Source organism: Dyadobacter subterraneus (assembly GCF_015221875.1).
GTDB lineage: Bacteria > Bacteroidota > Bacteroidia > Cytophagales > Spirosomataceae > Dyadobacter > Dyadobacter subterraneus.
Map to the genome: position 1 here is coordinate 4,046,872 of NZ_JACYGY010000001.1, position 12,646 is coordinate 4,059,517.

General features: G+C 40.4%; 8 protein-coding genes. 2 read left to right on the forward strand and 6 right to left on the reverse strand.

Annotated features, from left to right (window positions below):
* Nucleotides 1–14: 14 nt before the first annotated feature.
* Nucleotides 15–4,214: a hybrid sensor histidine kinase/response regulator transcription factor gene (locus IEE83_RS16810; protein WP_194121690.1), complete on the reverse strand. Its 4,200-nt coding sequence runs from the start codon at nucleotides 4,212–4,214 to the stop codon at nucleotides 15–17.
* Between the two features lie 489 nt (nucleotides 4,215–4,703).
* Between IEE83_RS16810 and IEE83_RS16815 the strand changes: the two genes are divergently transcribed.
* Nucleotides 4,704–5,702 (forward strand): sigma-70 family RNA polymerase sigma factor, encoded by a 999-nt coding sequence (locus IEE83_RS16815; protein WP_194121691.1) that lies wholly within the window; start codon nucleotides 4,704–4,706, stop codon nucleotides 5,700–5,702.
* 96 nt (nucleotides 5,703–5,798) lie between these two features.
* Here the strand turns inward: IEE83_RS16815 and IEE83_RS16820 are convergent, their stop codons facing one another.
* Complete coding sequence (locus IEE83_RS16820) at nucleotides 5,799–7,040, reverse strand: pyridoxal phosphate-dependent aminotransferase (RefSeq protein ID WP_194121692.1); 1,242 nt, start codon at nucleotides 7,038–7,040, stop codon at nucleotides 5,799–5,801.
* A gap of 60 nt (nucleotides 7,041–7,100) precedes the next feature.
* Nucleotides 7,101–8,030 (reverse strand): EamA family transporter, encoded by a 930-nt coding sequence (locus IEE83_RS16825; protein ID WP_310588521.1) that lies wholly within the window; start codon nucleotides 8,028–8,030, stop codon nucleotides 7,101–7,103.
* A 74-nt stretch (nucleotides 8,031–8,104) separates the two neighbouring features.
* On the opposite strand from IEE83_RS16825, the gene IEE83_RS16830 reads away from it, so the two are divergent.
* Entirely contained in the window at nucleotides 8,105–9,523 is a 1,419-nt protein-coding gene (locus tag IEE83_RS16830) for an aminotransferase-like domain-containing protein (protein WP_194121693.1), read from the forward strand.
* A gap of 105 nt (nucleotides 9,524–9,628) precedes the next feature.
* Here the strand turns inward: IEE83_RS16830 and IEE83_RS16835 are convergent, their stop codons facing one another.
* The 3 genes from IEE83_RS16835 to IEE83_RS16845 are packed head-to-tail and all read right to left on the reverse strand — an operon-like array spanning nucleotide 9,629 to nucleotide 12,513.
* Nucleotides 9,629–10,537, reverse strand: a complete 909-nt coding sequence (locus IEE83_RS16835) for a transporter family protein (protein WP_194121694.1) — start codon at nucleotides 10,535–10,537, stop codon at nucleotides 9,629–9,631.
* A gap of 10 nt (nucleotides 10,538–10,547) precedes the next feature.
* Nucleotides 10,548–11,669 (reverse strand): cytochrome-c peroxidase, encoded by a 1,122-nt coding sequence (locus IEE83_RS16840; protein ID WP_194121695.1) that lies wholly within the window; start codon nucleotides 11,667–11,669, stop codon nucleotides 10,548–10,550.
* Nucleotides 11,670–11,691: 22 nt separating this feature from the next.
* Nucleotides 11,692–12,513 (reverse strand): MbnP family protein, encoded by an 822-nt coding sequence (locus tag IEE83_RS16845; RefSeq protein WP_194121696.1) that lies wholly within the window; start codon nucleotides 12,511–12,513, stop codon nucleotides 11,692–11,694.
* Nucleotides 12,514–12,646 lie beyond the last annotated feature (133 nt).

Sequence of the window (12,646 nt, forward strand, 5' to 3'; positions counted from 1 at the left end):
TTGAGAATTCTGTTTCAGGAGTTTGAAACAGAATTCTTTTTTAATGACTGCATAAATTGAAGCGGTGATTTTCCGTATTCCTTTTTAAACGCTCTCGAAAAATTCGAACTGCTTTGCATTCCAACGCGGTCCACCACTTTATTCATAGCAATGTCCTCATGCGTCATAATCTGGATAGCTTTTTTAAGACGGATTGTCCTGATAAATTCTCCAACCGACTGATCGGTAATACTTTTTATTTTCTGATAAAGTTTTGTTCTGCTGATATACAGATGTTTGCATAGAAATTCCACATCAAGATCAGGCTCCTGAATATTGGCTTCAATAAGCGCCAGCAACGATTGGAAAAATTCCTTATCTTTTTCTGAATGTACAAGTTCTGTTGCTTCCGACAGATAATTTTTTGTATATCTTAATTTTAATTTTTCACTTCTTTCAAAGATATTATGAACTGTCAGCAGCAAAAGATCCACACTCAAAGGTTTGGCAAAATAATAATCCGCACCAGATTCCAATCCTTCAATTTTTGTGGCGAGCGCGTCCTTTGCAGATAAAATGACAAAAGGAATATGGCTGGTTTCAAACTGTTCTTTCACGAGTTTGCAGAGCTCGATACCACTCATGCCCGGCATCATTACATCACTGATAATCAGATCCGGCACTTTTTCTGACGCAATTTCAAGCGCAGACTTTCCGTCTTCGGCCTCATGGATGTAATAATATTTCTCAAAAGTCTGCCTCAAAAATAATCGAAGCTCAGCATTATCGTCAACCAGTAAAATGTGTTTATGAACCGCCTGTGCATCCGGTGCAATATCTGTTTCAAGATCTGAAAGCGGAGCTAAAATTGAATTATCAACCGGTTCCATCCTTACCTCCGGATCATTGCCAAAGGACGCCCGTTCCGATTCACTGTAATTCTCTTCGCCAAGCGGAATTCCGATAATGATTTCTGTTCCTTTGAAGGGCTCACTGTAAACGTAAATATCACCTTTATGAAGCTGAGTAAGACTTTTCACCAACGCGAGCCCCACACCCGACCCAAGCTGCTCTCTGCCAATGCGGTAATACCGGTCAAAAATCCGTGTAATTGCATCGCTGGAAATTCCAATACCTGTGTCGGATACACAAAAGTAAAGATACTTCGACGCTCTGTGATTCTCATTCAGCAGCTGAAATCCGACTTCGAAAGATGGTTTAAACTTATCGATATCAGAAAATATTTCAAAGGAAATATTTCCGCCGGCCTGTGTATATTTGATCGCGTTATTGAGAAGATTTAATAGAATTTTTTCGAGCACCTGAACATCAAACAAACCGGTATGCGGCCAGTATACATTCTTTTCAGTATGGTCCTTCATTTTCAAACTGATATTCTTACTCGCCGCCAGATTCTGAAAATCAGATACGAGCCCAACGCAGAATTTGCTGATGTTCAGCGGATGTACCTGCAATTTGATCAGGCTATCCGAAATCTTTTTAAAATTCATCAGCTCACTGATCAGGTTGATCATCCTTCTGGCATTTCTCAGAATCAGCTGATAAGAATTGTCAATGGAAGCATTTGTATTCTGGCTGATCAGACTTTCAAGCGGACCCAAAATCAGTGTTAAAGGCGTCCGGAATTCATGAGAAATATTTGTAAAAAAGGTAAGCTGCTGCTGATAAAGTTCCTCGCGCTGCAAGTGCATTTCCTCTCTCTTTTTTTCATTGATAGCCCTTACTTCAATCTCCCTTTTTAAACGGTACCAACGAGCCTGGTAAATATAAATCCCGGAAAGAGCAGAAATAAACAGCAGCAAATATACCATTTTAGCAGCCTCCGATTTCCACCAAGGCGGTGTGACTACGATTTCAGTTTCTGCCTGGCTCTTACTCCACAGCCCGTCATTGTTAGTTGCTTCTACAATAAATTTATAATGGCTGTAATCCAGGTTACTGTATGCTGCCGAAGGATTTTTTCCATCTGTATATTTCCAATCCTTATCATATCCGACCAGCTGATACCGATAGCTGCATTTTAAAGGATTTGCAAAATGCATGGCAGAAAAAGAAATGACAAAATTATTTTGTAAATAACTCAATTTCAGTTTCTTACCATAACCTATTGCATTAGAGATGGTTTGATCAGAAGATTCAGCACTACTATACTCCGGGGTTTTATTATTAATGATAATATTGGTAAGAACCGGCCTGGCTTCTATCCTGTTTGCCTTGATTTCGTCCGGATAGAAATAATTCAGACCATTGATCCCACCAAAATAAAGTCTGCCATGTGGTCCTTTATGCGAAGCACGTATCTTAAAACTGTTGCCTTGCAAACCATCATTTTTATCATAACGGATCAGCTTTCCGGTTAACGGATCTAAACATTGAAGTCCGTTTCCACCCATCCATAAATTCCCTTTCTCATCCATTTCGATGGTTTCCACATCATTAAACACACCATAGTTTTCCGCAAAAACCTTTACTGAAAAATCATTGGTCCTGGTTTGTAAAGCCAGTCGGTTCAATCCTCCTCCTATCGTCCCTACCCAAAATACGCTATCATTTTGCTTGCGTATCTGCGCAGGATAATCTGAGCTAAGCGCGTTTGGTTTTGAAGACGCTTTGAAATAAAACGTATCAATTATGTTTCCTTCCGCATCGACCATAATTCGTTTCAGACCGTGCCGGGTAGCAACAAACAATTGAGGTTTCTTTTTATCGGCCAAAATATAATGCCCTTCCGCATAATATTTGACATGAAACTCATTAGACCGATCTTTCCAGATGACACCTGAATTATCCAGATTTCCAAACCAGATATTACCATAATAATCCTGCTCCAATGTATTGATGACAAATTTTGGAAACTTTTCATAACCTGACGGCCTCCATAATGTCTTCCGGTCAGGTAGTAAAATTTCTATTCCTTTTGAACTGCCAATCCATAAATTCCCATCTTTGTCAAGTATCAATCCGTCGACTACATCATCTTTTAATCTTGTAGTTCCGGAGGAGGTACTGTAATGTGTAAACCTTTTTGTATTAAGGTTATAACGGTTTAAGCCATTAACGTTCGTTGTAATCCACAAATTTTCACCCTCTTCAACAATCGAACGTATATAATTACCGGACAATGAGTTAGCATCCCCCGGGTTATGTTGAAGTGTATAAAATAATTTCTGATTCAGATCGCAATAGTTAATTCCTCCGCCTGAGGTGCAAACCCACAGACATTCAGATCTGTCGACAAAAGCCTTGCCAAGAACATTCGAATTAAGGCTAAGCTGTGAGCTCTTGTTGTTGACCGTCTGGATATGATTAAGATCACGATCCAGCCGAATCAGGTCTGATCCTGTATTGAGCCAGTATTCGGGCTTTTTGCCCCCTGCAATGCCTGTTATTTCTTTTTCGTTTTTGCTGGTAAACTGCTTTTTTATAAAATAATTGGTCTGTGATGAAGTGGCAGAGGAACTCTGTTTTTCAGTTAGAAAAACAGAGTTTCCGGACGTGACCAGTAGATTATTGTTATTATCAAAAAACAGATGACTCAGTTCAGTTCCCGGCAAGCCCGACACCATAATTTTGACAAAGCGGTTATTTTTATCCAGAGTCCAGATTCCCTCATTACTTGAAAAATAGACCTCACCTTTCCGATCGGTAATCATATCAGTAAAACGGACAGCAAACGGAGGGTTCAGTTTTTTCTCTTCAAGAAATTTCCCTTTTACCGCATACAAAGTGACATTGAAATCAGCAAAACCATAAATCAGGTTTTCCTTCGATTTTACAACTTTCCAAAATGCCGGACTTACCTTGCTTCCTTTGATAGTAAAGTCAGTATATTTTTCAATTTTTGGATCAAAACATTGCAGTCCGTCTTCCGTGACAAGCCATATAATACCGTTTTCATCCGGAAAAAGATGGATGATTCGATTTTTAAAAGCATTGCTAAGCGGTATATTCTTGTTATAATAATTTTTAACAGAATACCCATCATACCGATCCAGGCCAAAATTGGTGGCAACCCATATATAACCGTAACAATCCTGCGCCACATAATTGGCATCGGTATGTGATAATCCCTCGTCAACCGTCAGATAATTAAATTTATATGGAAATGACTGTGAAAAAGATGATTCGGGAACCACGCAACTCAATAAAATAGAGATTATGAGTGATATTAAACGATCCCCCTTCCTCATAATCCACAGCTCAATGATGCTCATTTGTCGGTACTAGTCAGTATATAATTACAAAGCCGTTTAAAATGGATTTCTATTCGGCAAAAACAGTTTAATATAATTATTTCCTCTATCCATTATATTCTAACAACAAAAATGTCTTATACAAAAGTGCGCTTGTAGTTCGCGTCTCTAAAAAGAACGATCTGTCAAAAAATATGTATGATTTAACAACTCCTTCGCCTCTTAAAAGCAGTTATTTGCATATGTACAATATGTCTTTTTAAACAGTAATTCATTTTAAAATACCATTTGGAAAAACGCTCATTTTTTGAACTACAGATTGAAAAAAGTTCGAAAAAAAAGGTGTTGGCAATAATGTTAAAAGCTATTCCTAAACCTAAAATGCCCCATGTACGATTAGGCGGCACCAAATTTACAATCAGCATACTTCCTCTGGCTCTTCCTTAACGAAAGTCAGAGGAATTAAGAGATTAGCAAAATCCGACCTTAGTTCTTGTCAAAACCCAGATCATGCTCAACAGATTAGAAAGTCAGATTCCATTTCACGTCAGATCCTCTTTCCTCAAAAATCCGGAATCAGGTTTGGGAATGCTTTTTAAACAATTTTATAATCCCTATTGCAGGTATGCCACGCAGATCGTGAATTCAACTTTTGTTGCAGAGGAGCTGGTTAAAAACGTTTTTTTTCAATATTACAGGACAAAAGCCTTTAACAGACTGCATGTTGATTTTCTGGATTATTTGCTAAAATCCGTAAAAAATGAATGTTATACTTATTTGAATCTGCAAACCGGCAAACACGCTGCCTTTGTAAATTCCATTGATAGTCCGACTATCAGTTTCGTCTCACAACTGGGCAGTACCGACCACTATACCAATTTATTAAGCAGACTATCAGAGACGATACAACAACTTTCGGCTCAAAACCAGCAGATATTTTCGCTGAGCTGGTACGACAATAAGAATTATCTGGAAATCGGCCAAAAACTTAATATTTCTCCCAAATCAGCCGAAATTCAATTGCTGAACATTATCAAAAGATTAACCAGCACACCTATTGCTGTAAAATCTTCGGCCGACAAAAAAAGTCCTTCTGTTGTTCCTGACGTTAACCTGGAAGAAAGAATCATTGATAAAGGTTACAGGGCAAGGATCAGATATATCAAAAACTCAAAATTTGAAAAAATCTTTTATTTCAATGAAAATTCACGCCTGATAAAACCGAAACAAATTGTGTTATCGATTCTTAAAGCATTGGGTGAGAATCTTGTTGTCAATGGAGATCGAATGCCCTCGATTGACGTTTTGAGCACTTATATGAAAGTTTCGAGAGATAAAGTCCAGAAAGCTTATATGGAATTAAGGGAAATTGGCATTTTAACAGCCATTCATGGCAATGGTTATTTTATTTTTAAACCCTCACGCTGGGACGAAATTGTGAAGGGTATCGATTTTGAAAACCTGATATTGCGTGAAGATTACCAGCGACTGATACAATCCCTAAAATAACAAAAGCCCCAATCCACACAATTTATCCGGGATATTTTATTAATAGAAATGTGACTAAAAGTGAGAAAGTGAAAATCCGTCAGGTACATTCCTTTCTCAGACAAGAACAGCACTCAATTGACTCGATGATACCTGTCGTGATTCCAGAAAATATTCCAGCTTGTCAAGAGCCTGGTTCAGTTCATCAACTGTTGGCAAGAATACAATCCGGAAATGATCATCGGTTATATAATTGAAACCTGTACCCGGAACTACAAGCACTTTTTGTTCGCAGAGCAGTTCGTAGACAAATTTCTCATCGTTTTGCAGGCCAAATTTTTTAAGATCTATTTTTGGAAAAACGTAAAGTGAACCCTTCGGTTTAACACAGCTTATACCCGGAATGGATACCAGCCTGTCGTATACAAGATTCATTTGCTTATGTAATCTTCCGTTTTCAACAACAAGATCTTTGATACTTTGGTGACCTCCAAGCGCAGTCTGAATAGCATATTGTGTTGGCACATTTGCACAAAGACGCAATGTGGCCAAAAGAAGGATACCTTCAAGATAAGATTTTGCTTTCAGCTTTGCACCGCTCAAAATCATCCAGCCACCTCTAAAACCGGCAGAACGGTAATTTTTTGATAACCCGCCATAAGAAACGCACAACGTTTCACCAACCAGTGTTCCCATCGGATAATGTTTAGCACCATCATACAGAATCTGATCATAAATCTCATCCGAAAAAATAATAAGTCCGTGCCGTTCAGCCATTCTTGCGATGTTTTCCAGTACATCTTTTTCATAAACGGCGCCCGTGGGATTGTTGGGATTGATCAGCACTATTCCTTTCGTTCGCGGAGTGATTTTGCTTTCCATATCGTACAAATCCGGATTCCAGTCAGATTGTTCATCGCACACATAATGAACAGGTTTCCCTCCGCTCAACGCGATGGCCGTTGTCCATAACGGATAATCGGGTGACGGTACAAGAATTTCATCGCCGGGATTCAAAAGTGCCTGCATGGAAAGCAGAATTAGCTCACTTACTCCGTTTCCAATAAAAATATCATTGATTTCAACTCCCTGTATTCCAAGAGTCTGCGTGTGGTGCATCACAGCTTTACGCGCTGAAAACAATCCTCTTGAATCGGTGTAGCCTTGCGCATTCCGAATGTTCAGGATCAGATCGTGTACAATTTCATCGGGGGAATTGAAACCAAAAGGAGCAGGATTGCCAATATTCAGATTGTGAATTTTAAAACCCTGACTTTCAAGTTCCAGTGCTTTCTGGTATGTGGCTCCGCGAATCTCATATTTTAAATTATCAAGGCGCTGACTTTTCAGGAATTCCATAATTGGGTATGATATAAGGTTTTAAATCGGCTGAGGAAACTAATGCAGATAAATACCGCTCTATGCAATGGAAATCTTTTTCTTGTTTACCCCGAAAATCTGGCGGGCATTAAAGATGATCACGGAAGTGAAAATAATGCTGTACGCAGAAATCTGGAGTGCACTCATGTCTTCATGATAAACCACAATAGCCAGCACAAAAGCAATCATGGGATTAATATTCAGGAGCATCCCCACTGTGGATGAATTGATACCTTTCAGTGCATATAAATTCAAAAATAGCGGCATGATCGTGTACACAACTGCAATAATTTCAATGTAGAAATAAAAATCACCGGCCACCGGCAGCGGCCCGGCGAAAGAAGGATAAAAAGGCAGAAGTATCAGTGACGAAAATACGATATGCAGGGTGAGTACTATAAACTTGTCAAATCCGGTATTCCGGCGCTGGCTTACCAGGTAACATGCGTAACTCAGACCTATGATCATGCTGAAAAACATATTTGTAAGATCCTCATAAGAAAGAAGAATACAGCCCGAAATGCTCAGTGCCAATGAAATCCATTGAAGACGGCTTAGTTTTTCTTTCAAAGTGAAAAAGGCCAGAAGCGCAGTCAGTACCGGACAGACCAGGTAAGCAAGTGAAGTTGCTTTGACACTAATGTGGTTCATCACATAGATAAATGAAAACCAGTTGATGCATAAAAAAATGCTGCCGCTTATATTGATAAGTACAATATTCTTTTTCCTCTCTTTTGAAAGTGCTGTAAACAAATCATAGTTCTGTTTTAACTGTTTGCGCATAAACAGCAGCACAATCAACAGCATCAGAACTGCGCAGCTAAAAACGCGGTAAAATAAAATGTCTATTGACGCATACGAACGCAAAGGCCTGAGCACCAGACTAAAAAAGCCCCATGTCGTAAAAGCAGCCAATGCGGCCAGGTAATATCTTGTCTCTTTCAAAACCTTCAAATTTGTTTTCTTCACAAAAATCGTGGGAAATAAAGAAGCGATACAGATACAGTTTTATTAAATTGCAGCGCAACAGTTTTTATTTTTGTATGAAAGGAGCAGAATATTTGTACCTGCAATATGCAGACCGGGTTGAGAAGCAAATTCGCGCCAGCGTTTTTAATACTGGTGATAAGCTACCCTCTATCCGGGAAGTTTGCGAGCATACGGGTTATAGTATGAGCACAGTTACGAAGGCTTATTATGAACTTGAAAGTCGTTCTTTAATTGAGTCAAGGCCGCAGTCTGGATACTATATCAGTAATATTTTGTCAAGAAAGATTGCTGTGCCGTCCCCGAGTAAACCCGTCATCAGCACGGTCAATGTTGAAAGAGAAGATCTGATCGACCAGGTTTATGGAAGTATGACGGACAAAAAGGTAACAATGTTTTCGCTTGGTTTTCCTTCCAACGAACTTCTTCCTATTGCAAAACTGAACAAAGGCATGATTCAGGCTATGCGGCAGCTGTCTGATAGCGGAACAGGTTATGAGCAGCCTCAGGGAAATCTAAATCTCCGGCGCGAAATCGCAAAATGGTCTGTTAACTGGGGAGGTGCTTTGACGGATGAAGACATTATCACCACGCCTGGATGTATGGGAGCAATATCGTATTGTTTAATGGCCCTGACCAAACCCGGTGACACGATTGTTATGGAGAGTCCTGCGTATTTTGGTATTCTGCAACTGGCAAGATCGCTGGGGCTATTTGTTCTGGAACTTCCCACCAACATGAATACTGGTATTGAACTTGACGCTTTAAAAAAGGCGCTGTCATCAAAAAAGGTAACACTTTGTATTCTGATGAGTAATTTCAGCAACCCGTCAGGAAACACAATGCCGGTGGAACATAAAAAAGAAGTGGTGCGCTTGATGGAACATTTCAATGTGCCACTGATCGAAGACGATATTTATGGTGATCTTTATTTCGGAAGCAGCCGGCCAACGAGCTGTAAAGCCTATGACGAAAGCGGAATTGTGTTATACTGCGGTTCCGTATCCAAAACGCTGGCACCAGGTTACAGGGTTGGCTGGGTATCACCGGGCAGATTTAAAAAACAGGTATTAAGAACCAAATTGTACCATACGCTTTCATCTACAACCATCACCCACGAGGTCGTGGGCAGTTTTTTGAAAAATGGAAGATATGAAAACCATTTACGTAAGATAAGGCAGCTTTTGCACCACAATAGCGTCAATTATTTAAATACAATACAGGAATTCTTTCCGGAGGGAACCAAGGTAAGCCAGCCGCAGGGTGGTTTTTTCCTCTGGCTCGAACTGGATCAGAAAATTGATACCGCCGATTTTTACAGATCAGCCATGAAGCATGATATCAGCATCGCACCCGGACGAATTTTCACCTTACAAGACCAGTTTTCGAATTGTATGCGACTGAGCTACGGACTTCCCTGGAGCAGTAGTTTACGTCAATCGATCCAGACTTTGGGAATGCTGGCCGGGAAATAATAAAGGCTTTTTTTATAATTCTTTGTGATAATCCTTTCGGGCAGCTCATAGAAAAAGTTTCCCGGTAATAGTAATAATTGATCTTCTAACTATTACCGGGCTTTATCAAAATAAAAAACCTACCTGGATAAGCGCCCGCGAACGAGCCTGAACAAAACCGGTAGAAAGATTCTGGCTTAACGGTTTCTGTCCACTAACCCCCACAGTCCATCGATTGGCAAAAAGTGTAACACCCACAGTTCCGCTCAAAAGCGTTCCACCAGTTTCCAATACCTTTTTTCCGTCGCGCACACCAAGTTCTGATTTTTCAGCATATACACCAACGTTAGGGGTCAGGGAATATGCTCCAACTTTAAAAGAACGGTAGAGATCTACGGTTCCGTAAAGCTGGTTACCAAAGCGATAATGATCTGAATTTGTTGTATTAAATTTTCTTGAAACGTTCATGGCCAGCCCCCACTGGTCTTTATTGATCGTATAAAAAGCATTCAAAATAAAGTCTGTTGTGCCGGTTCCTGATTGAAAATTGGCATTAGCCACATCTGTTACATTATTTTCATCATAATGAAATCGGCCTGTGGGAAGCTTAATTCCGCCGCCAATCATCAGCGTGTGGTTGAAATCTGAACTTTCTTCTTTGTCCATCAAAGTGTTAATCACATTGTAATTGACAAGAACCGTCGCATCGCTCAGCCCCTTTTGCTTTTTAGTATCCGAAGTAGTGACCTGCTGGGCAAACCGGTAAGGAAGAAATGCCATAACCTGCACCCTTTTTATTGGAAAAAAACGAGCATAAATCTCAGTCACATTAAAGGTTTCCTCAGTTCTGAGTACATGGCTGTCCGGATGGGTGACAAAATTCATGCGGTTGTAACGGATACCAAGCAGCGACTTGTTTGACTGCGGCATTAAACCAAAATAAGCGCCGCTGTTTGAGCAGCCACAGGCGTCGCAAGCATAAGATGCCGGCGCGCATAACAAAAGAAAATATAGGGCAATATATCTGGTTTTCATAGTTCTGTTTTTATAAAGCTGTACCAACTCCGGGATCAGAAAATCGCTTGTCAGAAATAAACTGCTCATCGTTTAATGTTTTCAGAAAGGCAATGATTGAAAGTTTTTCTTGCGCAGTTAACCGTATACCGGGTTTGGGGCCTGTTGACAAAAATACCGGATCCAGTGTCGGAGAAATATACATAGTATCTGTTTTGCTGCTGTTTTGATCGTTGGCATAATGGTCAAGCACTTCTGACAATGCCCGGTAACGGCCATCATGCATATAAGGAGCCGTAAGCCCGACATTTCTAAGACTTGGCACTTTAAATTTCATCCGGTCCGCTTCGTCAAGTGTGATGGCATATCTTCCCTGATCATTGATTTTGTTGGGTGAAAGGCCATTGTTTCGAAAACTAAAATCGGTAAAAAGCTCACCTGCATGACAACTTCCGCACTTTTGTTTGAAAAGCCCCAGGCCTTCTTTTTCCTGCGCAGTAATTGCTGAGGCATCTCCAAGCACATAATAATCATAACGCGAAGTAGCTGAAACCATCGAAAGCATAAATTGTGACAAGGCCTTCATCATACGTTCGGTATTGATCTCTTCCGTACCAAAAGCAGCCTTGAACATCTGCGGATAATTGACAGGAAAGCCAGCACCTTTCACCGGCGTATTTCTTAATTTCACCATAACATTACTGACCGTTTCTCCCATTTCAACCTTATTCTGAATTGGTGAGGGCGGGACAAAATCAAGATCATGAACACCGCCATCCCAAAAGAAAGAAGTGCTCCACGCCAGATTCTGCACTGCCGGCGCATTTCGTGTTCCAAGCAGATCGTCAATGCCATGGCTCAGATCGTGCCCATGATGTGTAAAAGCAGCCGATTGCTGATGACAGGTTCCGCATCCGATTGCGTTGGTGCGGGACAAAATCCCATCATAAAATAAAAAGCGCCCCAGCTCCACTCCTTCTGCGGTCATCGGATTTTTTGACATATCATATACCGGCTCCGGAAAATGTGATGGCTTTTTCCAGCTGACTGACAATGAAACGCCGGTCTGAGGATCCGGCGTTTCATTGTCAGATTTACATCCGATCATAGCGATACCTGAAAAAAACATCAGGATTACTAAAATCTTGGGCATCAGGCAGAAACTCTTTTTAAAATCAGTCTGCATGAATATGATCAAGAGTGAACATGTTGACATAATTATTGGCAATGTTCTGCGAAAAATCTGTAAACATTACGCCTGTGTTCGCCTTGATACTAAGCTGTGTGGATCCGCTGAATATTTTCAAAACATCTGCCAAAAGATGTACTTCCGGGCTCAGATCTTTGGTCACCGAAGCCTTTTTTCCGCCAAAATCAACTTTTACAGTTCTCAGGTTATTGATAGTTTTCGCAGTTCGGCCTCCAAATCCACCGATATGATAGTAAAATTTGCTGTTTGCCGAAGTGGCAACGGGCGAAATTCCTTCAAGTTTCAGGAAAATATATCCCGGATTCCAGTCCCAGTACATAGCTTCATCATTGGTTGGTCCGCTTCCAATGTCCAGAATTCCGGTACGCTGCGAGATGTCAGAAACACTTTTCAAACTATCGACACCAATAATAAACTGCACACCCGAATATTCGCCCGCAGGTACATTTTTCAATGTTACAGTTTGTGATTCCGCATTAGATTCACGTATCAAAAAATAGCTTGAATCCTTCGGAATGGTATAACTGCCGCCATCCGCCTGCAAGAGTTTAATGTTGGAAACGTAGTAATTCAATGTTGTAACTGTAAATGCCTCCCCGGCAGCATTCTGGTAATTACCCGAATTAAGGGCCAGATCGCGGTCTCCCACCACATTGTCAAACTCAATTCTAAGATCGCCTTTGGTTGCAGGATCAATGACGACGTCGTCGTTTGAACAGGAAACCAATGTTATCGAAGCACATAAAAAAGAAAGTAAAAAGTAAACAGATGCGTATTTCAGTTTCATAATTTTATTGGTATTACTTACCAGGATTTATTTCAAAAAATGAAGAAATTGACCAAAAAAATGGTCGGTTGAATTCTCTCATAGTAGCCCGTATACTGCGAATTTATATTTCGAATGCAGGCAAAGACAGCAG

Coding starts and splice junctions, on each gene's coding strand:
- IEE83_RS16810 (WP_194121690.1), bottom strand. CDS start 4,214: ATGAGCATCATTGAGCTGTGGATTATGAGGAAGGGGGATCGTTTAATA.
- IEE83_RS16845 (WP_194121696.1), bottom strand. CDS start 12,513: ATGAAACTGAAATACGCATCTGTTTACTTTTTACTTTCTTTTTTATGT.
- IEE83_RS16830 (WP_194121693.1), top strand. CDS start 8,105: ATGAAAGGAGCAGAATATTTGTACCTGCAATATGCAGACCGGGTTGAG.
- IEE83_RS16815 (WP_194121691.1), top strand. CDS start 4,704: ATGCTCAACAGATTAGAAAGTCAGATTCCATTTCACGTCAGATCCTCT.
- IEE83_RS16835 (WP_194121694.1), bottom strand. CDS start 10,537: ATGAAAACCAGATATATTGCCCTATATTTTCTTTTGTTATGCGCGCCG.
- IEE83_RS16840 (WP_194121695.1), bottom strand. CDS start 11,669: ATGCCCAAGATTTTAGTAATCCTGATGTTTTTTTCAGGTATCGCTATG.
- IEE83_RS16820 (WP_194121692.1), bottom strand. CDS start 7,040: ATGGAATTCCTGAAAAGTCAGCGCCTTGATAATTTAAAATATGAGATT.